The following is a 22,867-nucleotide window of genomic DNA, read 5'->3' on the forward strand; positions in this document are numbered from 1 at the left end:
GTTGTTGTGCGTCACTTCTTTACACGAACAGTCTTGGTGGACCGGGTCTCGAGAGTCATCTCGTCGGCCTCCTCGACCTTCGCTTTCAGTCGCACAGTACCTGCCGCCGCGTCCACCACGTCCACCACCTTCGCAAGCAGTTTCGCCGTATCGGCGTTTCCGGAGGCTCCGGCGAGCTGAACCGCGCGGCCCAGTTTGGCCGTTGCTCCGTCGATGTCTCCCGCTTTGCGCAGATCCAGCCCTTGCTGGATGGCTTGTGCCAGTTCGGCCTGCCCGGTGTAGTGGGCGACTTGGGGGTTGATCGACGTGGAGGCGGCCATGTCGTCGGTCCACACGGCCCGTACGAGACCCTGCGCACCGAGGTTCTGGACGCTGCCCCCGGGCTCCGGGATGACCAGGGAGACGCGGGCGGCCAGCATCTCCTGGCCGAGCCCGGCGGCCGGTACCTCCACGCAGACGTGGTAGTCACGGGACTCGTCGCCCCAGGAACCGGTGGGGTAGTCGCCGGCCCGCGGCCCCGCCTCGGTACGGCGGCCGGTCAGCTCCTCGACCGTCGGCGCGACCTGCTTGACGAATTTCACCGTGGTGCCGACCGGGGTCCACAGGCGCAGCGCGACGTCCGCGACCTCCTTGCCCATGGCCGTCTCCATCATCCGCGTGAAGTCGGCGGCCAGACCGGCCGGGTCGGCGACGATGTCGGCGGTGCCGAGCAGGGCGGAGGCGATCCCTGTGACTTCTTTCACTTCCCAGTCGGTCCCCACGCCGCGGGCGTCGCACGTGAAACGCCCGGCGCAGGAGTCGAGCGCCGCTCTGAGGTCCTCGGGCGACTCGTGCTCGTTGCGGCCGTCGGTGAGCAGGATGCCGTGCCGGATGGCGACGTCCGCGGTGGCCAGCAGCCGGTCGGCCAGCCGCAGCCAGGTGCCGATGGCGGTGCCGCCGCCCGCACCGAGGCTGCGCAGCGCCTGCTTGGCCTGCGCCCGGGTGGTGGCGTCGGCGACCGCGAGCCGGCCGCCGCCCGGGTAGACCTCCTTGGCCACGTGGGTGCCGGCCACGACCGTGAAGTGGACGCCGTCGCGCAGGGTGTCGATCGCGGCGGCCGTGGCGTCGCGGGCGTTGCGCATCTTGGTCGGCGGGTAGTCCATCGAGCCCGAGCAGTCGACCATCAACGCCACGGCGGCGGACGGTCCCTGGCCGGGCGAGTACAGGTGGGGCGCGGCGAGGGCGCTCCCGACCGTGCCGCCGCCGGTCGCGGTGACCGTGACGATGGCGTTGACCTCGCGGCCGCCTTCGGGCAGGTACTCGTTCTGGTAGACGTCCACCGCGAACTGCGGCACGTTCGACTTCGAGAAATTGGCCATGCCGGATCGCATCCCCCTCTACGTCCCCCCAGCGGGGGGCCTGGCTCGTTGTGCGCGGACCGCCCCCTGCGGTCCGCGAGGCCGCCCCTGAAACCCGTGCCCGTGCGGGGGCCTCAGGCCGATCCTGCCCCCTGCGGCGGGGCCGGGAACGGCAGGAGGGCCACTGTTACGTTGTCGTGGCCCCCGCCGTCCAGCGCGTGGCCGACCAGAACGCGGGCGCCGTGCAGCGGGCGGGCGGCGGCGTCCAGGGGCACGGCCTCGGCCATCTCCTCGGCGGACTCGGCGTAGTTCCACAGGCCGTCCGTGCAGACCACGACCACGCCGGCGCGGTCCGGTTTGAACGACGCGGTGTGCGGCTCCAGTTCGTAGGCGTCGGCGCCCAGCCAGCCGGTGATCGCGTGGGCGCGCTCGTCGGCGTAGGCCTCCGCCTCGTTCATCAGGCCCGCCGCGACCATCTGCGCGGCCCACGAGTCGTCCTCGGTGAGCCGGGCGGGCGGGGTGGAGCGGTCGGCCGGCACCCAGTAGACGCGGCTGTCGCCGACCCAGCCGACGACCAGGAGACCGGCGGTGACCACGGCGCCGACCAGGGTGCAGGCGGGCGCGTTCTGGTGCGGGGCCTGCTCGCGGGCGGTGGCGGGCTCGTCGGCCAGCGCGTTGACGGCCCGCGAGGCGGCGAGGATGGCGTCGTGCATGGCCTGCTGCGGGTGCGTGCCGCGCGGCAGGGCGCCGAGCAGCGAATCGCCGGCCGCCCGGGACGCGGCGAGCGAGGCGTCGTCGGGGCGGGTCGCCGAGGACACGCCGTCGCAGACGATCGCCACGGAGGCGGGGGCGCCGTCGGGCAGCGCGGTGCAGCCCACCGAGAACGCGTCCTCGTTGCGGTGGTGGCGCAGACCGCGGTCGCTGACGGCGGCGACCGGGCCCGACTCCTGCTCCATGTGGTCGCGTTCGCGAGGCTGGGCGTGCCCGCAGTTCTCGCAGTAGCCGTCGTCGTCGACCCGGCCCGCGCGGCAGGCGACGCACACCTTCTCGGCGGCGGGCGGCCCGGCGGGCGGGGCCGGCACCTGGGCCGCGGCGCCGTGTTCGCCGGTCAGCCGCGGGTCGGGTGCCTGCAGGGGGTACTCGTCGGGCTCGTCCGGCCGGTCGAAGCGCACACCGGGCGCGGGGGACTGCGCAGCGGCCGCCGGAGCTGCGGGCGGCGCCGTCGGCGGGGCGGGCGGGGGCGGCGGCAGGAGCGGGGAGCCGCCCGAGTCGGTGCCCGGGAGTTCGGCCGCCGCGTGCAGCGGGGCGGGGTGGCCGTGGCCGTCCGAGTCCCGGGCCACGGGCCAGTCCACGCCGTCCGGCGCGGGCACCGCGCCGTTGACGGCGAGGGTGGGGCTGTCCTCGGGCCGCGCGGGCACGACGGACAGGTCGTATCCGCACGCACCGCAGAAACGGTCACCCGACTCGAGGGGTTCCTCGCAGCTCGGGCACTTCGGCACAGCGGCCTGCTGGGGCATCTGCGACATCAACTACACCCACGTCCGGGGGCGGTAACGATTGGCACGTTCCACCAGGTCGATCCTCTCCTCGCCGCCCCGCGCCAGCCGGGCCAGCGTGCGGTACGAACGCTCCAGGCCGAAGCGCAGTGCGCGTTCGTCCAGGCCGCTGCCGAGCAGCGTCCGTCCCCCGGCGGCGGGAGGGACGGAACCCCGACCTCCGGAGAGTACCCAGTCCAGCGCGCAACCGAGGACCTCGGCCGACAGTTGCTCGCGCCGCGCCGGATCCAGACCGTACTCGTCCAGCGCCTCGACCTGCCGCGCGGCGGCGACCAGATCGTCCAGGAACTCCAGGTCGCCCGCGGCCGCGGTGCGCTGCCGCAGCCGCGCCCGCACGGCCGCCACGCGCGCCCCGGTGCAGTGGACGGACGACTCCGGCACCGACTCCAACGTCCGTACGGCACCGGCCCGGTCGCCGCCGGCCAACTGGACCCGGGCCAGACCGAACGCCGCGCTGACATGGCTCGGGTCGGTGGCCCACACCAGCCGGTAGTACTCGGCGGCGTTGTCCAACTGCCCCAGCACCTCGGCGCACAGGCCCAGCGCCAGCTTGGGCGCGATCTCGCCCGGGAAGGCGTCGTAGACCGCGTCGAAGGCCAGCGCGGCGTCCTCGTGGGCGCCGGTCACCAGCGTGACCAGGCCCCGGTACCAGACCACCCGCCAGTCGTCGGGGCGTTCGTCCTCCAGGTCCCCGAGGACGGCCAGCGCGCCGGACGCGTCGCCGTTCTCCAGGCGGGCCCGGATCTCCCGCAGCCGCGTCTCGGCCGACGGCGCCGGCGCGGCGGCCAGCGCGGTCAGCAGCTCGGCCGGCGCGGACGCCATCAGGCCCGCCAGGAAGCCCGCGTTGGGGTCCGCGGCGTCCACCCGGGGGACCGGCAGCGCGAGCGTCGCGGTGGGCGCGTCGGCCGCCTTGACCAGACCGGAGGCTGCGGTGCCGAGACCGCCGACGGTGCTCACGGCACCCGGCAGCGACGCGCTCGCGCCGCCCGGTGCCCCCGTGGTGCCCGCGGGACCGGTGCCCACCGGCGGGGCGTGTGCGACGGTCCCGCCCGGCGCACCCACGGCGGGAACGGTCCCGCCCGGCAGCGCGGGGGCCGGCCCTCCGTCCGGCTCCGGTGCCGGTCCCGAGCCGCCCCGGCGGCCCCTCGTACGGACCGGCCTCGCCCCGAGCCGCGACACCTCGCCGTCCAGGCGCGGGAACAGCTCCGTGTCCGTCACCCGCACCTCGGGCCCGAACAGCGTGGAGACGGCGGGCCTCGCGCGGCCCGTCTGGAGCGAGACCACCTCGCGCAGCACGCCCGTCAACTGCTCCGCCATCTCCTGCGCGGAGGCGAACCTGCGGGCCGGATCGGGGTCGGTGGCCCGCACCAGCAGCCGGTAGAACGACTCGTACCGCCGGAAGACGTCGATGTTGTCGGGGTCCGGCAGGGAGTCCGCGTAGACGGTGGTGTAGCCCTGGAAGTCGAAGGTCAGCACGGCGAGCGTGCGCCCCACCGTGTACAGGTCGGACGCCACCGACGGGCCGACGTCGGCGACCTCCGGGGCCTGGTAGCCCACCGTGCCGTAGATGGCCGACTCGTCGTCGTCCATGCGGCGGACCGCGCCCATGTCTATGAGCTTGAGCTGGTCCTCGGTCTGGATGGCGTTGTCGACCTTGAAGTCGCAGTACAGCAGCTTGCGGCTGTGCAGGTGGCCGAGCGCCTCCAGCGCCTCGATGCCGTACGCGCAGGCCTGCTCGACCGGCAGCGGGTCGCGCCGGCCCTGCGGGGAGCGCCGGGCGTTGGCGATCTCCTTGAGCGACTTCCCGCCGACGTACTCCATGACGATGTAGCCGTCGAGGGAGCCGGTGCGCTGGTCGAGGTGCTCGACGAAGTTGTAGATCCGCACGATGTTGGCGTGCTCGATCTCGGCGAGGAAGCGCCGCTCGGAGATCGCCGCCGCCATCGCGTCCTGGTCGCCGGTGTCCAGCAGGCCCTTGAGGACCACCCAGCGGTCGGAGACCGCCTTGTCGACGGCGAGATAGATCCAGCCCAGGCCGCCGTGCGCGAGGCAGCCCACCACCTCGTACTGGCCGTGCACGACGTCCCCGGCTTTCAGCTTGGGCACGAACGAGTACGGGTGGCCGCACTTGGTGCAGAAGCCCTCCGTACGGCCGGGCCGCTCGCCGCGCGCCCGGCCGACCGGCGCCCCGCAGTCCGAGCGCGAGCAGAACCGCTTGCGCTCGGGCACCTCCGGGCGGTCCATGACCATCTCGCGCGGGTCGGGCCGCGGCACCGCCGGCACCTCGACCAGACCGACGCCGAGGCGCCCGCGTCCGGTGGAACCGGCGCCCGAACCCGAGCTGCGCACCGACACCGAACGCCCCGTGGAGCGGCCCGACACGGCCCGCGAGAGCCGGCCCGACACCGAGCGCCGGGACTTCGACGACTGCGACGACGTACGGGAACTGCGGGAGCTGGAGCGGGAACCGCCGCTGCCCGACGAGCCGCGCGAGCCCCGGCCCGCTCCGGCGCCTCCGGTGACGCCGGTCGGCGTGGAGCCGAGCGCGCCGCCCGCCGCGACGACCGGCGCGAGACCGCACGTGTCGCAGTACAGCTCGCCGCCGCCCATGTCCTCGTAGGTCCCGTCGCAGCCGGGACGCTGACACGTCCGCCCTGCCTCACTCATGCCGCTGCCTCCCCCTGCTCACTCCCGCGCCGGTCCTCACTCCCGTGCCCGCCGCCCTTCGTGCGCCGGTCCTCACTCCCGTGCCGGTTCTCGTTCGCGCCCCGGTTCTCGCTCGTGCGCCGGCCGTGTTCATGCGCCGGGTCCCGTCCGGTCCGCCGGGCCGCCCTGGCCGGGTACGCGGGGGCGGTGGTGGCGAGCAGTTCGGCCGCCGCCTGCTGGTAGCGCAGGACCGCCTGTTCGGCGACGCGCAGGTCGCAGGGCGCGCTCCACAGCATGCGGCGCGCCCTCTCGTACTTCTCGGCCAGCTCCGGGTCCTCGGCGTGCCCCAGCCGGGCCATCTTCGCCTTGTACGCGTCCAGCCGGCCGCGCAGCTCGGCACGGACCGCGAGCGGCGCGGTGACCGCCGTCAACGACTCGCGGGCCCGCAGCAGTTCGTCCTCCGCCTTCTCCTCCAGGGACTCCAGGAGCGGTGACAGGCGGTGCCACTGGGCGTGTCTGCGGTACTCGGCGGCCGCCGCCAGCTGCTCCTGCAGCACGATCGGCGGGCCGCCGACCACCGGCACCTCCGTCGCGGCGATCTTCGCCAGCACCTCGCCGCGCGCGGTACGCGCCTCGGCCAGCGTGCGGTCCGCGCGCGAGAGCACGTCCCGCAGCCGCAGGATCCGCTGCTCCGCGTCCTGGCGCACGGCCAGCACCGCGTCGATCTCCCGGCGCACCTCCTCCAGCGCCCGCGCCTCCCGGTCGTACACCGTGGTGTCGGGGCGGCCGCCGCCCGGCGCCGAACTGCCCTCGGCGGGAGTCCAGAAGGCCAGCGGGTCGGAGATCACCTGCTCGCGCAGCCGGGTCAGGGTGCGGGTGATCCGCTCCAGGTCGTCCCCGGACGGGTGCTCGCCGGGGCGCACGCCGACCGAGTGCGCCAGCTTGCGGGTGCGCTGGAGCTCGGCGGCGAGTAAATCGATCCGGGCGGGCAGCGCCGACCACACCGCGTCGGCGGCGACCACCATGTCCAGGGAGGTCGCGTAGAGCTGGTTCATCCGGTCCACCAGCGTCGCCAGCGTGTACCGCTCGCTCAGCCGGCCCGGACCGCCGGGCGGCGCGGGCGCGTTGGCGGTGGCCGCGGCGCCGCCGGACACGGTGACGGCCTCGCCGCGCAGCAGCTCCGTCAGCTCCACCAGGTCCTCGCGGCTGGACCAGCGGCGTCGGGAACGGATCTCCCGGGCGGTGCGCAACGCGCCCGTGTACGCGTCGAAGTAGGTCCACAGCAGCGTGATCGACGCCTCCGCCGCGCTCCAGCGCTCGGCGGTGACGCCGGTCAGCTCGGCGCCCTCGAGGAGTCTGCGGCCCGCGTGGTCCTGGAGGGCGAGGAGCGAGGTCTCGATCGCCTCGTGCTCCGCGCCGAGCCGCGCCAGCGCACGGTCCACCTCGTCCCGGTCCATCACCGGCCCGGTGGGTCCCGTGTCGCCCATCGATCACCTCTCGCCGTAGCGGTTTTTCCTGTGCCGTGCGTGTGTTCTCTCGTGGCCCGCGCCGCGCCGCCGGTCAGCTCCCGCGCAGGTACTGCGGGGTCGGCGGCAGCGACTTCGCCGCGTCGTCCATGGTCTCCGACAGCCACCGGTCGTACGAGTGCTGCCACCCCCCGGTCCGGTCCGCGCGCCACTGCTCGAGGACCCGGTTGACCCGGCGTACCAGATCGTCGGCGTCCTTCTTCATCGCCACGCCGTAGTACTCGGTGGTGAAGGCGTCGCCCTTCAGCTCGACCGTCGGGTCCTGGGCGGCCTGGCTGGCGGCGAGGGCGCCGTCGGTGACGACCGCGTCGACCTCGCCGAGCTGGAGCCTCACCAGGCAGTCCAGTTGGTTGGGCACCGTGGTGCGCAGGTCGACGCCCTCGGGCAAGGTGCCGTCCTCCCGGTCCCGCTCCAGCGTGCTCAGCGCCGTCGAACCCGCCGCCGTGCAGATCTCCTTGCCGGCCAGGGTGCCGTCGTAGCCGGTGATCTTCGAGGACTTGGGCGCCAGGACCTGCTGGCCGGTCCGGAAGTAGGGGGCGGAGAACGCGACGTCCTCCAGCCGGTCGCAGTTGATCGTCATCGTGCGGACCACCATGTCGACCCGGCCGTCCTGGATGGCGGGGACGCGCTGGTCGGTGGGGATCGCCTTGAACTGCACGGCGTCCGCGTCACCCAGGATGTCCTCGGCGATCCGGTGCGCCAGGTCGATGTCGAAGCCCTCCAGTTCGGCGTCGCCGCCGCTGTTCGGGTCGCGGTAGCCCCAGCGGTAGCTGTTCTGGTCGACGCCGACGATCAGCTTGCGCTTCTCGCCCTCGCGGGAGCGGATCTCGTCGATGGTCGGCCCGTCGTCGCCGGAGGGGGCGAGGGTCTGCTTCTCCGGGTCCGTGCACGCCTGCGCGGCCCGCGCCTGACTGCCGTGGGCGACGCCGTGGCCGTCGTCGTCCGTGCCGGCACCGCCCCCGCCGGACGAGTGGATCACCGGCAGGAGCAGGGACGCCAGCACCGCGAGGACGCAGGCGAGGGCCATCGCCCCGACTCCGCCCCAGCCCTTCAGGCCGGCTCGCAACCGCCCGGCACGCATCCTCACGCCCCCTCTCCGGGGTACTTCCTCCCTGGGCCTCACCGACCCCCCTTCCCACCGGCTCGCCGGGCCCGCGCCCCGCCTCACCGGTACTCCGACAGCCTGCGGCCGATGCCGATCAGCGCGCCGGCCGCGCCCAGCCCGGCGAGCACGCCGGCGCCCTGCGGCAGATAGCCCATCGCGTCCAGGCCGTCGCCCGCCGCCTGCTCGAACTCCGCCTTCTCGTGGTCCAGCGCGGTGGCGAGCGCGGCGTCCACGCCGTCGAAGCACTCGACCGTGGCGCCGTCGCCGCCGATCACCAGGTCCAGCGCCTGCTGGTAGTTGCCGTTCTCGTCCTGCTCACGGGCCGAGGAGTGCCGCTTCTTCCACTCCGCCATGTTGCCGTTGGCCGTGCCGACCGGCTGCTCGCCGGCCGCGTCGTCGGCGAGCCGCCCCGCCTCGGCCAGCGCCTTGCCGAGGGCGTCCATGTTCTTGCCGAAGGCCAGGTCGTAGGCGTCGTACGTCTTGCCGTCCACCTTGGTGGTCTCCGCGCCGCGGGAGACCAGGGTCAGGTTCTCGTTGCCCCGGGCCTTGAGGGAGGCGATGCGCGCCTCGTTCAGCGCATTGAGGGAGCGCACGCCGTGCTCGTAGGAGTCGGTCAGGTTCGAGCGGGCGACGCCGTGGCCGACGACCAGCCAGAGCAGCACGATCGCGGAGGCGGCGGTCGCGGCGACCAGACCGTGGTTCAGCACCCGGTTGGTGCGCCGGTAGTGCCGGTGCTGGGCCCAGGCCAGCGCGGCGAGCAGGACCACGCCGAGGGCGATCGCCGCCCAGGGGTAGGGCTTGGCGTCGCCGTAGTCGGCGCTCAGCCGCTGGTTCTCCTTGGTGTACAGGTCCTCCGCCGCCGGGAGCATCTCCTTCTGCATCTTCTCGTTGGCGTAGCGCAGATAGGCGCCGCCGACCGGGAAGCCCTGCCGGTTGTAGGTGCGGGCGCGCTCGACCAGGCCCTTGTACTCGGGCAGCAGGCGGTTGAGTTCGGCGATGGTCTGCGCCGCCGGGGACTTCGGCTCGGAGTTGGCGGCGGCCGTCACGAGGCCCTCGGCGGCGGCGCGGATCCCGTTGTCGTACCGCGTGCGGGAGTCCTCCGTCTCCTGGCCGCCGGCCAGGAAGCCGCTGGAGGCGGCGGTGTTGGCCTCGGCGAGGGAACGGTAGATGCCGGCCGCGGCGGAGCTGAGCGGCTGGCTGCGGGTCAGCACGTCGTCGGCCGCCGCGGTCCGCTCGTTCATCTGCCAGGCGGTGACGGCCCCGAAGGCGACCACGAGCGCGGCGAGCAGCGCGCCGATGATCCGCAGCCGCCCCGGCTCGGTGACCGCCGCCGCGCGCAGCCGGTCCACACCCTCCGCGAACGCGGTGCGCCTGCGGGGCGGCGCGGACCGCGGGGGAGCGGCGGGCACACCGCCCGAACGCTGCCCCGGCACCGGCGCGGAGCGCGGCGGCACGGCGGGCGGGCCGGACGCACCGGTGCCCGGCGGCGGTGCCGCGCTGCCCTTCGGCGGTTGAGTCACCCTGACCTCCCCCATGGTCATCCGTCGCCGCAAGTATCGCTGCCCGCACCGGCATTCGCACCGGCCTTCACCCGATCTTGATGCGATCCCGGTGCAACGTGCAACGCACCACCCCTGCCCATGAATACGCCACGGGAACCGGTTCGGTTCCCGTACTGGTTCCCGTACCGGTTCCCGTCCGCCGACACGGCGGGTGAAGCGGGCGGCTCAGGCGGCGAAGTGCTCCCGGACCCGCTCACCGGCCCCGGGCGTCGCGCCCACGTGGTCGAGGCCCAGCAGCACCGCCCCCAGCACCGGCGGCGCCGTCACCACGCGCGGCACCGCCTTGGGGGCGCGGGCCGCCAGCAGCTCCCGTATCCGGCCGTCGAGCCGGGGGTGCCGGGCCGCCAGCACACTGCCGCCCAGCAGCACCGGCGCCGGTTCGGCCAGCAGGTCGAGCCGGGTCAGCGCGACCGTGGCCATGGCCACCACCTCGTCGGCCTGCCGGTCCACGACCGACCGGGCGAGCGGGTCGCCGCCGGCCGCGGTGGCGAACAGCACGGGGGTCAGCTCGTGCCGCCGTACCGGATCGATCCGCCGCAGGTGCAGGGCCTCGATGAGGGCGTACATCGAGTCGAGGCCGAAGTGCGCGGGCAGGGTCCGGGCCAGCTCGGTCGGCCCGCCGCGGCCGTCCTCCGCGCGCGCGGCGTGCCACAGCGCCTCCTCCGCCAGGCCCCAGCCGCCGCCCCAGTCGCCGGAGATGCGGCCGATGGCGGGGAAGCGGGCGGTGCGGCCGTCGGGGCGCATGCCGACGCAGTTGACGCCCGCCCCGCACACCACGGCGACGCCCAGCGGTTCGGCGACACCCGCGCGCAGGATCGCGAACGTGTCGTTGCGGACCTCCACGCCCGCACCCCACCCGCGCGCGTGCAGCGCGGCGGCCAGCTGCTCCCCCTCCACGGGCAGGTCGGCGTTGGCCAGGCACGCCGACACGTGCTCGACGGAGGTCACCCCGGCCGCCTCGAAGGCCCGCGTCACCGCCTCCGCCAGGGTGTCCACGGCCCGTTCGACCCCCACGGCGGGCGGGCGGAAGGCCCCGCCGCGTGCCGTGGCGAGGACCTCCCCGTCGCCCGTCACCACGGCCACGTCGGTCTTGCTGTTGCCCGCGTCGACGGCGAGCACGCCCCCGGTCAGGCCCACGCCAGGTGCTCCCGGTTGTGCGCGATCAGCCGGTCGGTGAGCTGCTCGGCGTACGCGTACTGGCCGACGAGCGGGTGGGCGAGCAGCGCCCGGAAGACCCGGTCCCGCCCGCCGCGCAGGGCCGCGTCCAGGGCCAGGTCCTCGTACGCGGTCACGTTGGCCATCAGCCCCGCGTACAGCGGGTCCACGTCCGCCACCGGCAGCGGGGAGGCACCCTTGCCGCCCACCGCCGCCGGCACCTCGATCACCGCGTCGTCGGGCAGGAAGGGCAGCGTGCCGCGGTTGTAGGTGTTCACCACCTGGTACGGGGAGCCCGTGCCGCCGAGCAGTGCGGCGGCGAGGTCGACGGCGGCCTCGGAGTAGTAGGCGCCGCCGCGCTTGGCGAGCAGCTCGGGCTTCTCGTCCAGGGCCGGGTCGCCGTACATTTCCAGCAGTTGCCGCTCCATCTGCGCCACCTCGGCGGCCCGGGACGGCTTGGTGCGCAGCTCGTCGACGACCTCGTCGTGGGCGTAGTAGTAGCGCAGGTAGTACGACGGCACGACACCCAGGCGGTCCAGGAGCGGCCGGGGCAGGCGCAGGTCGGCTGCGACCGTGTCCCCGTGCTCGGCCAGCAGACGGGGCAGCACGTCCTCGCCCTCGGGGCCGCCGAGCCGTACGGCGGTCTCCCAGGTGAGGTGGTTGAGGCCCACGTGGTCCAGGTGGACGTCGGCCGGCGCCACCCCGAGCAGGCCGGCGAACTTGCGCTGCAGCCCGATGGCCACGTTGCACAGCCCGACCGCCCGGTGCCCGGCCCGGAGCAGGGCGCGGGTGACGATGCCGACCGGGTTGGTGAAGTCGATGATCCAGGCGTCCGGGTTGGCCCGGCGCACCCGCTCGGCGATGTCCAGCACCACCGGCACCGTGCGCAGCGCCTTGGCGAGCCCGCCCGCGCCGGTCGTCTCCTGCCCGACGCAGCCGCACTCCAGCGGCCACGTCTCGTCCTGCTGCCTGGCGGCCTGACCGCCGACCCGCAGCTGGAGCAGTACGGCGTCGGCACCGTCGACGGCCGCGTCCAGGTCGGAGGTGGTGACCACGCGGCCGGCGTGCCCCTGCTTGGCGAAGATGCGGCGGGCGAGGCCGCCCACCAGCTCCAGCCGGTCCGCCGCCGGGTCGACGAGCACCAGCTCCTCCACCGGCAGCGTGTCCCGCAACCGGGCGAATCCGTCGATCAGTTCGGGCGTGTAGGTCGAACCGCCGCCGACCACGGTGAGTTTCATGAAGTCATCAACCCTTTACTCCGGTCAGTGTGACGCCCTCGACGAACGCCTTCTGCGCGAAGAAGAACACGAGGATCACGGGGGCCATGACCAGCACGGTGGCGGCCATGGTGAGGTTCCAGTCGGTGTGGTGGGCGCCCTTGAAGGACTCCAGGCCGTAGGAGAGGGTCCAGGCGCCGGGATTCTCGGAGGCGTAGATCTGGGGCCCGAAGTAGTCGTTCCAGGCGTAGAAGAACTGGAAGAGGGCCACGGCCGCTATGCCCGGCTTCGCCATCGGCAGCACGACCCTCAGCAGGGTGCGCAGCTCCCCGCAGCCGTCGACCTTCGCCGCGTCCAGGTACTCGTCCGGGATGGTCAGCAGGAACTGCCGCAGCAGGAAGATGGAGAAGGCGTCGCCGAAGGCCATCGGGATGATCAGCGGCCACAGCGTGCCGGACAGGTCCAGCTGCTTGGCCCAGAACAGGTACATCGGGATGACGATCACCTGCGGGGGCAGCATCATCATCGAGATCACCAGCATCAGGGACAGGTGCCGGCCCCGGAAGCGGAACTTGGCCAGCGCGTACGCCACCGGGATCGACGACGCCACGGTCAGCACGGTGCCGAGGCCCGCGTACAGCAGCGTGTTCTTCCACCAGGTGAGGAAGCCCGGCGTGTCCAGCACCGCGCGGTAGTTGCCCCACTCCCAGGTGTGCGGCCACAGGTCCCGGGTGAGGGCCTGCTGGTCGCTCATCAGCGAGGTGAGCACCACGAAGACGAACGGCAGCGTGAAGAAGAGCGCGGCGGCCACGCCGAGGGAGTGGACGGCGATCCAGTGCAGAAGCACGCGCCGACGGGCGGTGCGCTCCTCGGCGGGCGGCGGGCTGCCGGCCGCGAGGGGCCGGGCCGGCACCTCGGCCGTCGGTACCTGGGTGGTCATCGGTCACCTGCCTGGATCAGACCGCCCCGGCGGCGCATCAGCAGCGCCGTGAACGCCATCGCCAGCGCGAACAGCACGAGCGCGACCACGCAGGCGGAGCCGTAGTCGAAGCGCTGGAAGCCGAGGTTGTAGACGAGCTGGGGGAGGGTGAGGGTGGACTTGTCGGGATAGCCGGGCTCGAAGGACTGCCCGGAGCCGCCGATGATCCCGGAGGCGACCTTCCCGGCGACCAGTGGCTGCGTGTAGTACTGCATGGTCTGGATCACGCCCGTGACCACGGCGAACAGCACGATCGGCGAGATGTTCGGCAGCGTCACGAACCGGAACCGCTGCCAGGCCGAGGCCCCGTCCAGCTCGGCCGCCTCGTACTGCTCCTTCGGCACGTCGAGCAGCGCGGCCATGAAGATCACCATCAGGTCGCCCACGCCCCACACCGCGAGCGCGGTCAGCGCCGGCTTGGACCAGGCGGAGTCCGTGAACCAGCCGGGCGCGGGTACGCCCAGGCCCTCCAGGACCGAGTTGACCGGCCCCGTACCGGGGTTGAGGAGGAAGACGAAGGCGAGCGTCGCGGCGACGGGCGGGGCGAGGTAGGGCAGGTAGAAGAGGGTCCGGAAGATCCCGGCACCCGTCTTGATCTTCGTGATGAGCAGCCCGACCCCGAGCCCGAACACCACCCGGCAGGTCACCATCACCAGGACCAGCCAGAGGGTGTTGCGCAGGGCGGGCCAGAACAGCGGGTAGTCCTGGAAGACGTACGCCCAGTTCTCCAGCCCCCGGAACTCCGGGACGCCGAAGCCGTCGTACTTCATCAGCGAGAAGTACACGGTGGACACCAGGGGATAGGCGAAGAAGACGCCGAACCCGACGAGCCACGGCGACATGAAGGCCGCCGTCCGAAGCGCCGAGGAACGGCGCTTCGCGCGGAGCGTGTTGGTGGCCATGGACCGCTACTTCGTCTGCTCGATGTCGCGGTCGATCTGCTCGGCGGTCTTCTCCAGTCCCGCCTTGAGGTCCTTCACCTTGCCCGACTCGTACTGGTAGCCGAAGTCCTGGAGCGTGAGCTGGTACGTGGCGCCGTTGACGGAGGCCGGCGGGGAGTTCGACTCGGGGTGCTGGGCGATGTCCAGGAAGGTCTTGAACGCCGGGTCGGTCTTCAGGCCGGGCGACTTGAGGGCCGGGAAGGTGGAGGGCACGTTGCGGATGGCGTTGGCGAAGGCGACGACGGCCTCGGTGTCGGTCGTCATGTACTTCACCAGCTCCCACGCCGCGTTCTGCTTCTTGCTCTGCGGTGCGATGCCCATGACGGTGCCCGAGAGGAAGCCCTTGCCGTACTCGTCCACCTCGTCGTCGGCGACGGGCATCGGCGCGGTGCCGATCTCGAAGTTAACGCCGGCGTCCTTCGCCATGCCGAGCCGCCACTCGCCGTCCAGCTGCATGGCCACCTGGCCGGTGTGGAAGGGGTGTTTGGCGCCCCACTCGTCGCCGAAGGTGTTGCGGTACTTCTCCAGCTTCTCGAAGCCGCCGAGGTCGTCGACGAGCTTCTTCTGGTACGTGAACATCTCGGCGAAGGCCGGGTCCTCGGCGACGCTGGACTTGCCGTCCTCGTCGAAGTAGGCGTGGTCCCACTGGGACATGTAGTGGTCGACGACGGTCTCGTAGCCGTGGTAGTTCGGCATGAAGCCGAGCTGCTCGTACCCGTCGCCCTTGGTCTTCGTCAGCTTCTTCGCCACCTCGGCGAATTCCGACCAGGTCTTCGGCGGCGCCTTGATCCCGGCCGCCTCGAAGGCGTCCTTGTTGTAGTAGAGGCCGTAGGCGTCGCCGAGCAGGGGCAGGGCGCAGCGCGTGCCCTCGAACTGGGTGTAGTCCAGCATCGGCTTCGGGATGAGCGCGTCCAGGTCGAGCTTCGACTTCTCGACGAACGGCTTCAGGTCGAGGAAGGCGCCCGAGGAGCAGAACTTGCCGATGTTCGAGGTGGTGAACGAGGACACCACGTCGGGGCCGCTCGAACCGCCCGCGCGCAGCGCCTGGTTGAGCTTGTCGTCGTTGATGTTGCCGACGACCTTCACCTTGATGTTGGGGTGCGCCTTCTCGAACCGGTCCACGTTCGCCTGCACGGCCTTCACCTCGGCGGGGGCGCTCCAGCCGTGCCAGAAGGTGATGGTCGTCTCGGCGTTCGGGTCGTCGGAGGCGCCGGACTCGGACTGGCCGGTACAGGCGGTGGCGAGCAGGGCGAGGGAGGCGGAGGCGGCGACCGCGAGGGCCGCTTTTCGGGATATTCCGGGCATGGCGAAGCTCCCAGGGGCAGGGTGGGGACAGGTGGGTGGGGCGGGGTGGAGCCGGTGGGACGGCGCGGGGGTCAGCGCGAGGTGTCGAAGACCTCGTCGCGGGTGGTCGCGAGCGCGCTCTCCAGTGCGCCGCGCAGGACGGGGTGCTCGGTCACGTCGCCGACGGCGAGCCGGGGCCGGGAGGCGGCCAGTTCCTCCAGCTCGTCCCGGACCAGGTCGCGCAGCGCCTCGCCGCCGGCCGTGAGCGAGGTGCCGCTCAGGACCACCAGCTCGGGGTCCAGTACCGAGACGAGGGAGGCGAGGCCGGTGGCCAGGCGGGTGGCGTAGGTCTGGAGCAGCCGCCGGTGCGGGCCGTCGTCGGAGCCGGCCCGCGCGGCGCGGGCGACCAGGGCGGCGGCGACCTCGGTGTACGGGCCCGAGGGCACGTCCGTGACCCCCGACTCCCGGGCCAGTCCCGCCAGCGCCTGGGAACCGGCCAGCTCCTGGAAACCGCCGCTGCCGGTACGGCTGACCTTGCGGACCAGCGGGGCGCCCGGCACCGGCAGGAACCCGACCTCGCCGGCGCCGCCGGTCCACCCGCGGTGCAGCCGGCCGCCTAGCACCAGGGCGGCGCCCAGGCCCTCCTGGTTCCACAGCAGCACGAAGTCCTCGTGGCCCCGGGCCGCACCGAGGCGCTGCTCGGCCACGGCGGCGAGGTTCACGTCGTTCTCGTACTCGACCGGCATCGGCAGCGCGGCGGCGAGCTCGTCCAGCAGGGTTGGGGAGTGCCAGCCGGGCAGGTGGGAGGCGTAGCGCAGCCGTCCGGTGCCCGGGTCGAAGGCGCCCGGGGTGCCGATGACGAGCCGGTGCACGGCGCTCCGGTCCAGCCCCGCCGCCTTCACCGCCCCGTCGAGGGCGTCGGTGACCTGCTGGACGACGGGGGCGGCGGGGCGCCGGCCCGGGGTGGGCAGCTCGAACCGCCCGACCGTGCGCCCGGTGACGTCGGAGACGGCGGCCAGGATGCGGCCCGGGGTGACGTCGAGTCCGGCGGCGTAGGCGGCGGCGGGGTTCACCTCGTAGAGCTGGGCGCCGGGCCCCGGACGCCCCTCGGTCGTGCCCCCCGCCAGGACCAGCCCCGCCGCCTCCAGCCGGGCCAGCAACTGCGAGGCCGTCGGCTTCGACAGCCCGGTCAGTTTGCCGATCCGGGTCCGGGACAGCGGCCCGTGCTCCAGCAGGAGGTCGAGTGCGGCCCGGTCGTTCATGGCGCGCAGGACGCGCGGGGTGCCCGGCGTACCGGCGGTTCCTGCCATGCGTGTCCACACCTGCCTCTCGACCGCTCAGCTTTTCAGGGGCGGTGGGACAAGTCCACCGCGCGGATCACGGGAAACGTCCTGACCGTCAGTCTGCGCGTGTCTGTTAGGAAAGTTTCCTGTTGGACGGAGAACGTAGGCCTGCCCGCCGGGAGCCGTCAAGAGACCGTCCCCGAGGCAACGCAGTCGTTACCTGGGGGCGAAGAGTCCGGGGCGGAGACCTGCGGCGGCGGCCCGTCCTTGGCGGCGGCCCGTCCTTCTCGGCCCACGTGCGGGGTGATCAGCACGCGTGCCCGTGCGGGACGGCCGCGAGCCTCCGGCTCACGACGGCTACGAGGGCCGCCATCCGCGCGATCGCCCGCGACGCGGGCATCGATCCGTCGATGGTGACGCGTGAACGCCGAAGGGCGCCGCCCCTGCCGGCGTACGGCTGACGCGCGTACGTGCGGCGGGGGCGGCGCCCTCGGTCAAGCGGGGTGGCGGGAGGTCAGGCCTTCGCGTCGGCCTTGACCTTGGCCTTGGTCTTCGTGCCGGGCGTCTTCACCAGGTGGTCCGGGTGAGACCGGTCCAGGACCATGACCAGGCCCGCGATGATCGCGAACAGCGCGAGCGGGGCCAGGACGTAGAGCCCCAGCGTCTCGACGACGCTCAGGCCGGTGCCGGGGTCGTCGCCGTCGTCGCGCGTCAGCGCGAGCGCGGGGGACGACATGAGCAGCATCATCAGCGTCGTACCGGCTGCCAGGGCGCCGGCGCGCAGGGCGTTCTTCTTGTCCACGGTGCAAAGTTAGCGAACGCTCGCGGCGGCCGCGCGCCCGGGGTGCCCGTACGGGGCCCGCGGGCATCCCCGCTCAGTCGTCCCGGACGCCGCCGCGCCCTCGTACGGCATCGCCCGCAGCGTCGCGTACGACGTCGACCAGGGCGTGCAGCCGGGGCGAGGCGGCCAGGTCCTCCAGGGTCACCGGTCGGCCCTCGGCGTCGGCGACGGGCAGCCGCCAGTTCGGGTACTGGTCCCAGGTGCCGGGGAGGTTCTGCGGGCGGCGGTCGCCGACGGCGTCCGGGAGCCAGATGCCGGCCATGCGGGCGGGGGTGCGCAGCAGGAACCGGTGCACGGCCTGGATCTCCGCCTCCTCGGCGGGCGTTCCGGTGTCGCCGCCGGTGCCGCGCAGCAGCCCGAGCCCGGCCAGGACCTCCAGCCACTCGGCGGTGTCGGCGGCGGCCTCGGCGCGTTCCTCCTCCAGCGGGCGGGTGAGCAGGCCGAGGCGGTCGCGGAGTTCGACGTGTTCGCCGGTGAGGCGGGCCGCGGTGGACGGCAGGTCGTGGGTGGTGGCGGTGGCCAGGCAGTCGGCGCGCCACCGCTCGGGCGGCAGGGGGCGGCCGTCGCCGGTCCAGTCCCGTTCGAACCAGAGCACCGAGGTCCCCAGCACCCCGCGCTCGCGCAGCGCCTCGCGCACCCCGGGCTCCACGGTGCCCAGGTCCTCCCCGATGACGACGGCACCGGCCCGGTCGGCCTCCAGGACCAGGACGGCGAGCATGGCCTCGGCGTCGTAGTGGACGTAGGTGCCCTCGGTGGGCGGGCGGCCCCCGGGGACCCACCAGAGCCGGAACAGGCCCATGACGTGGTCGACGCGCAGCGCCCCGGCGTACCGGAACAGGCCGCGCAGCAGCTCCCGGAACGGCGCGTACCCGGACTCGGCCAGGCGGTCGGGGCGCCAGGGCGGCAGCCCCCAGTCCTGGCCCCGGGAGTTGAAGGCGTCCGGCGGCGCTCCCACCGACATGCCGGCGGCGAAGTACTCCTGCTGGGCCCAGGAGTCGGCGCCGCGCGGGTGCACCCCGACGGCGAGGTCGTGGACGATCCCGACCGGCATGCCGGCCTCGCGGGCGGTGCGCTGGGCGGCGGTCAGCTGGGTGTCGGTGAGCCAGGCGAGGCGGGAGTGGAAGTCGACGCGGTCCATCAGCTCGCGGCGGGCGCGGCCGGTCGCGGCGGAGCGGGGGTCGCGCAGGCCCTCGGGCCACCGGTGCCAGTCGGAGCCGTGGATCTCGGCGAGGGCGCACCAGGTGGCGTGGTCCTCGAGGGCGGTGCCCTGGGCGGCGAGGTAGTCGCAGTAGGCGGCGCGACGGCCGGGTCCGAGGGGGACCTGGTGGAGCAGCTCCAGGGCGTCGCGTTTCAGCTCCCAGACGGCGTCCCGGTCGATGAGGGCGTCCTTCTCCAGCACGCCCTCGCGCAGCCGCCGTGCCCGTTCCCGCAGGGCCCGGGCGCGCTCGGGGTCGGTGACGTACGCGAACTCGGGCACCTCCTCGACCCGCAGGTGCACCGGGTCGGGGAAGCGGCGCGAGGAGGGCCGGTACGGGGAGGGGTCGGTGGGGGCGCCGGGCACGGCCGCGTGCAACGGGTTGACCTGGACGAATCCGGCGCCGAGGGCGCGTCCGGCCCAGGCGGCGAGTTCGCCGAGGTCGCCGAGGTCCCCCATGCCCCAGGAGCGCCGCGAGAGGAGGGAGTAGAGCTGGACGAGGAGGCCGTAGGAGCGCACGGCGGGGGCGGGCAGCCGGGCGGGCGCGACGATCAGGTGCGCCTCGGCGGTGCGCCCGTCGGGTGCGGTGGCGGTCAGCCGGTGGACGCCGGGCGGCAGCGGCTCGACGCCGTCGCGTCGCTCGCCCTGCTCGGTGTCGACGCGCAGCCGGGTGCCGGCGGGCAGAGTGGCCAGCGCGTCCGGGGTGCCGCCGCCCTCCCAGCACACGACGGTGGGCGGCAGCAGCCGTTCGCGCAGCTCGGTCTCGCGGGCGGTGAGGGCGGCCCGTACGGCCCCGGGGGTGCCCGCGTCCACGCCGAGGGCGGCCAGCGCGAGCGTGACGGCGGCGGCCGAGGCCCGGACGGTGCGGTCCGGGGAGGGGCGGTAGGAGGTGGCGACGCCGTGCAGGGCGGCGAGCCTGGTCAGTTCCTCGGGAAGATCCTCGGCGGGGGGCTCGGCCGGCTGCGCTGCGGGCATCTGCTTCCTCTACGACCTCGTGGGTTCCGGGACGGGGACGGCGAAGGAGGGGCCGCCCTGCTCCGGCACGTCGGCCGTGAGTTCGGGCGAGGACTCGCTGGTCAGCGGTACGGCGTCGGCGAACGGCGACTCGCTGGTGAGGGGTTCGGCGTCGGGCAGCGGCGGTTCGCTGGTCAGCGGGGTCTCGGCGCAGCTGCCGGTGGCGCCGAAGACGCAGTAGTGCGGGGTCTCGGAGGCGGCGGAGGGCTCCGCCCAGGGGGTGGACGGCTCCGCCACGGGTTTGGAGGGGGCCGGCAGCAGAAGGGGCGCCAGTGCAGCCACGGGGGTCTCCTTTGGATCAGGCTCTGGGTCGGACGGTGGAACGGGCCCGTCATCGGGCCCCGGGTCGGGCGTTGTGTCGAGCACGCTTGTGGCGAGTTACGGCAGCCCCTACCCAGTCCGCGCGAGGACAGACGCCCTGATACCGCCAACGTGTCCCTGGTCACATCCACCCCCTCCCGAATCGACGCAGAACCGGCCAAAAAATCACCTAACCCGAGCGCGGATCGCCCAAACCGGTCACGTGCGCCCGCAGCTCCCCACCAGAACCCCTTCAGCTATTCACTCAGTACATGTACTCAGTGAATACTGATCGCCATGAGCACCCGTCACATCCTCCTGGGGCTGCTCGCTTCGGGGCCCAGCCACGGCTACGACCTCAAGCGGCGGCACGACGAACGCTTCCCCCAGGCCCGCCCGCTGGCGTACGGGCAGGTCTACACGACGCTGCAGCGCCTGGTACGGGACGGACTCGCCGAGGTCGACGGCACCGCGTCGGACGGCGGCCCGGAGCGGACCGCGTACCGCGCCACGGACGAGGGAGCGCGCGAACTGGAGCGCTGGGCGGGCGAGATCGCACCGCCCGCGCCCTTCGTGACGAACGAGATCTTCGCCAAGGTCGTCGTCTCGATCCTCACCGGTGGCGACGCGGGCGCCTACCTGCTGGCCCAGCGTGCCGCGCACATGGGCCGGATGCGCGAGCTCACGGCACTCAAGACGGCCCCTGGCGCGGATCTCACCACCGTGCTCTCGGCCGACTACGCCCTCAGCCACCTCGACGCCGACCTCCGTTGGATGACGACCACGGCGGCCCGGCTCACCACCCTGACCACGGAGGTCCGTACCGCATGACACACGGGGACACGGCCACGGCCACGCACGGCACCGCGGCGCCGCCGCTGCTCACGGCCCGCGACCTGGTGAAGGCGCACGGCAGGACCGAGGCCCTGCGCGGCGCCTCACTCGGCCTGCGGGCCGGGGAGATCCTGGCCGTCACCGGGGCCAGCGGCAGCGGGAAGTCGACGCTGCTGCACTGCCTGGCCGGGATCGTGCGGCCGGACGCAGGTTCGGTGACGTACGGCGGCCTGCGGCTGGAGGAACTGCCGGAGAAGAGGCTGAGCGAGCTGCGTCGCACCGACTTCGGCGTGGTCTTCCAGTTCGGGCAGCTGATCCCGGAGCTGACGGCGGTGGACAACGTGGCCCTGCCGCTGCTGCTGGCCGGCACCACCCGCGCCGAGGCCCGGGCGCGGGCCGGGGAGTGGCTGGAGCGGTTCGGGGTGCGCGGGCAGGAGGAGCTGCGGCCGGGCGAGATGAGCGGCGGCCAGGCGCAGCGGGCGGCGCTGGCCCGCGCGCTGGTCACCGGGCCGAAGGCGGTGTTCGCGGACGAGCCGACCGGCGCGCTGGACTCGCTGGCGACCGAACAGGTGATGACGGCACTGGCGCACACGGCCCGGGAGTCGGGCACGGCGGTGCTGCTGGTCACGCACGACGCCCAGGTGGCCGCGTACGCGGACCGCGAGGTCCGGCTGCGGGACGGTGCCGTGTCCCCGCTGGAGGTGACGGCGTGACCACGCTGACCTCGGACATCCGGCTGGCCCGGCAGCTCGTCCACGGCTCGGACCGCCGGGAGTGGTGGCGGATCGCGCTGACGGCGGCGGGCGCGGCGGCGGCGACGGGCTTCGCCCTGGCGGCGGTCACGCTGGCGTCGGTCCCGTCCGGCTACACCGTCTCCCACTTCCACGGCCTGCTGACCGGCGCCGGCACCCGCGGCGGGGTCATCAGCGGTCTGCTGCTGCTCCTGGTCCCGGTGCTGGCCTTCCTGGGCCAGTGCACCCGGATCGGCGCGGTGCACCGCGACCGACGGCTGGCCGGGCTGCGGCTGGCCGGGGCGACGCCGTGGCAGGTACGCCGGATCGCCGCGCTGGAGACCGGGCTCGCCTGCCTGCTGGGCTCGGCGGTGGCCACGGTCTTCTCCGCCTTGTCCGTCCTGCGCCTGTGGAGCGGACCGACGGCCGCGACCTGGGTGGGCTTCGCCCTGGTCGCCGTCGGCGTACCGGCGCTGGGCGCGGTGGCCGGCGCGGTGGCGCTGCGCCGGGTGGTGGCCTCGCCGCTGGGCCGGGTGCGCCGGACCGTGCGGCGGTCCGGGCGCGGACCGGGCCTGTTGTTCCTGAGCGGACTGACGGTGCTGGTCGCGGTGGCTCCCCTCGCCATGAACAGGGGCCATGTCGCGGGCAACCGCTTCGACTGGCACACCCCGCTGACCGTCTTCTGCCTCGTCGTCGCGCTCGGCGCGGGCGTGGTGTGGCTGGCCGGGGCCACGGCCCGGTTCACCGGCCGACTGCTCGCCGAGCGGGCCCGTACGGCGGCGCCCCTGATCGCGGCGGAACGACTGCGCGACGATCCGTGGGCCCCGGCCCGCACCCATGCCGCGGTCCTGCTGGTGACGGTGGCCGGCACCGCGTTCCTGTGCATCCGGCACGCACTGCTCACCGACCTGCACGCCATGGCTCCGGACCACCGCGCCGCCGACCTGGCGTACTACACGACGGGCCTGGACCTGACCGGCGCGGCCGTACTCGTCGCCCTGGCGATCACCCTGTCCGGCCTCGCGGTGGGCACCGCCGAGTCCCTGGCCACCCGCCGCCGCACCCTGGCCGCCCAGGTCGCCGCCGGCGTCCCCCACACGGTCCTCGGCCGCGCCCTCCTCCTGGAAACCGCCCTCCCCCTGGCCCCCGCCCTGCTGCTGGCCGGCGCCGGAGGCATGGCGATCGGCACCTGGTACGCGACCCTCACCAGCGACGGCTCCCTCCCGTGGACGGCCCTCCTGGTGGCCCCGGCGGTGTACGCGTCCTGCCTGCTCGCGGCGGCAACGGCTCTGCCCCTGCTGAGGCGTTCGGTGCGGCCGGGGGAGCTGCGGTACGCATGAGGGTTTGCGGCGTGAGCATGC

The 22,867-nt window shown here is 73.8% G+C and carries 18 protein-coding genes and 1 pseudogene; 4 read left to right on the forward strand and 15 right to left on the reverse strand.

Annotated features, from left to right (window positions below):
* Positions 1-11: 11 nt before the first annotated feature.
* The 3 genes from NI25_RS25740 to NI25_RS25750 form a co-directional block, all read right to left on the reverse strand.
* The gene (locus tag NI25_RS25740; protein WP_061444714.1) at positions 12-1,358 is read right to left on the reverse strand and encodes a vWA domain-containing protein; all 1,347 of its coding nucleotides are present in this window, start codon (positions 1,356-1,358) and stop codon (positions 12-14) included.
* Positions 1,359-1,471: 113 nt separating this feature from the next.
* Positions 1,472-2,863, reverse strand: coding sequence for a PP2C family serine/threonine-protein phosphatase (locus NI25_RS25745; RefSeq protein ID WP_061444715.1), 1,392 nt, complete (start codon positions 2,861-2,863; stop codon positions 1,472-1,474).
* 3 nt (positions 2,864-2,866) lie between these two features.
* Complete coding sequence (locus tag NI25_RS25750; RefSeq protein ID WP_420710763.1) at positions 2,867-5,167, reverse strand: tetratricopeptide repeat protein; 2,301 nt, start codon at positions 5,165-5,167, stop codon at positions 2,867-2,869.
* A gap of 43 nt (positions 5,168-5,210) precedes the next feature.
* Here NI25_RS25750 and NI25_RS40805 point away from each other — a divergent pair, with 43 nt between their 5' ends.
* A complete protein-coding gene (locus NI25_RS40805) occupies positions 5,211-5,513 on the forward strand; it encodes a hypothetical protein (RefSeq protein WP_420710764.1) in 303 nt (100 codons plus the stop codon).
* Positions 5,514-5,689: 176 nt separating this feature from the next.
* Here the strand turns inward: NI25_RS40805 and NI25_RS25755 are convergent.
* The 12 genes and pseudogenes from NI25_RS25755 to NI25_RS25810 form a co-directional block, all read right to left on the reverse strand.
* Positions 5,690-7,026, reverse strand: a pseudogene (locus NI25_RS25755) (hypothetical protein).
* 73 nt (positions 7,027-7,099) lie between these two features.
* Complete coding sequence (locus tag NI25_RS25760) at positions 7,100-8,146, reverse strand: glutamate ABC transporter substrate-binding protein (protein ID WP_061444717.1); 1,047 nt, start codon at positions 8,144-8,146, stop codon at positions 7,100-7,102.
* A gap of 83 nt (positions 8,147-8,229) precedes the next feature.
* A complete protein-coding gene (locus NI25_RS25765) occupies positions 8,230-9,690 on the reverse strand; it encodes a hypothetical protein (RefSeq protein WP_078884901.1) in 1,461 nt (486 codons plus the stop codon).
* 207 nt (positions 9,691-9,897) lie between these two features.
* On the reverse strand, positions 9,898-10,869 hold the full coding sequence (locus tag NI25_RS25770; protein ID WP_061444719.1) for an N-acetylglucosamine kinase: 972 nt from the start codon (positions 10,867-10,869) through the stop codon (positions 9,898-9,900).
* On the reverse strand, positions 10,860-12,125 hold the full coding sequence (locus tag NI25_RS25775; RefSeq protein ID WP_061444720.1) for a 6-phospho-beta-glucosidase: 1,266 nt from the start codon (positions 12,123-12,125) through the stop codon (positions 10,860-10,862). The genes NI25_RS25770 and NI25_RS25775 overlap by 10 nt, the downstream gene beginning before the upstream one ends.
* Positions 12,126-12,132: 7 nt before the next feature.
* Positions 12,133-13,044 carry a carbohydrate ABC transporter permease gene (locus tag NI25_RS25780; RefSeq protein ID WP_061444721.1) on the reverse strand — a complete coding sequence of 304 codons (912 nt, stop codon included), beginning with the start codon at positions 13,042-13,044 and terminating at the stop codon, positions 12,133-12,135.
* The gene (locus NI25_RS25785; RefSeq protein ID WP_061444722.1) at positions 13,041-13,985 is read right to left on the reverse strand and encodes a carbohydrate ABC transporter permease; all 945 of its coding nucleotides are present in this window, start codon (positions 13,983-13,985) and stop codon (positions 13,041-13,043) included. Before NI25_RS25785 ends, NI25_RS25780 begins: the two co-directional genes overlap by 4 nt.
* Positions 13,986-13,991: 6 nt before the next feature.
* Positions 13,992-15,329 (reverse strand): ABC transporter substrate-binding protein, encoded by a 1,338-nt coding sequence (locus NI25_RS25790; RefSeq protein WP_061444723.1) that lies wholly within the window; start codon positions 15,327-15,329, stop codon positions 13,992-13,994.
* 71 nt (positions 15,330-15,400) lie between these two features.
* Positions 15,401-16,618, reverse strand: coding sequence for an ROK family transcriptional regulator (locus NI25_RS25795; RefSeq protein WP_061444724.1), 1,218 nt, complete (start codon positions 16,616-16,618; stop codon positions 15,401-15,403).
* A gap of 487 nt (positions 16,619-17,105) precedes the next feature.
* Positions 17,106-17,393 carry a hypothetical protein gene (locus NI25_RS25800; RefSeq protein ID WP_061444725.1) on the reverse strand — a complete coding sequence of 96 codons (288 nt, stop codon included), beginning with the start codon at positions 17,391-17,393 and terminating at the stop codon, positions 17,106-17,108.
* Positions 17,394-17,466: 73 nt separating this feature from the next.
* Positions 17,467-19,602 carry a 4-alpha-glucanotransferase gene (gene malQ, locus NI25_RS25805; RefSeq protein ID WP_061444726.1) on the reverse strand — a complete coding sequence of 712 codons (2,136 nt, stop codon included), beginning with the start codon at positions 19,600-19,602 and terminating at the stop codon, positions 17,467-17,469.
* Positions 19,603-19,611: 9 nt separating this feature from the next.
* Positions 19,612-19,923: a hypothetical protein gene (locus tag NI25_RS25810; RefSeq protein WP_061444727.1), complete on the reverse strand. Its 312-nt coding sequence runs from the start codon at positions 19,921-19,923 to the stop codon at positions 19,612-19,614.
* A 315-nt stretch (positions 19,924-20,238) separates the two neighbouring features.
* Between NI25_RS25810 and NI25_RS25815 the strand changes: the two genes are divergently transcribed.
* Genes NI25_RS25815 through NI25_RS25825 form a run of 3 tightly spaced genes read left to right on the forward strand, consistent with a single transcriptional unit; the run spans position 20,239 to position 22,846 of the window.
* Complete coding sequence (locus tag NI25_RS25815) at positions 20,239-20,772, forward strand: PadR family transcriptional regulator (protein WP_061444728.1); 534 nt, start codon at positions 20,239-20,241, stop codon at positions 20,770-20,772.
* Positions 20,769-21,488 (forward strand): ABC transporter ATP-binding protein, encoded by a 720-nt coding sequence (locus NI25_RS25820; protein WP_061444729.1) that lies wholly within the window; start codon positions 20,769-20,771, stop codon positions 21,486-21,488. The genes NI25_RS25815 and NI25_RS25820 overlap by 4 nt, the downstream gene beginning before the upstream one ends.
* Positions 21,485-22,846 carry an FtsX-like permease family protein gene (locus tag NI25_RS25825; protein WP_061444730.1) on the forward strand — a complete coding sequence of 454 codons (1,362 nt, stop codon included), beginning with the start codon at positions 21,485-21,487 and terminating at the stop codon, positions 22,844-22,846. The genes NI25_RS25820 and NI25_RS25825 overlap by 4 nt, the downstream gene beginning before the upstream one ends.
* The last annotated feature ends 21 nt before the right edge of the window (positions 22,847-22,867 follow it).

It is taken from the genome of Streptomyces sp. CCM_MD2014 (genome assembly GCF_000772045.1).
Lineage (GTDB): Bacteria > Actinomycetota > Actinomycetes > Streptomycetales > Streptomycetaceae > Streptomyces > Streptomyces salinarius.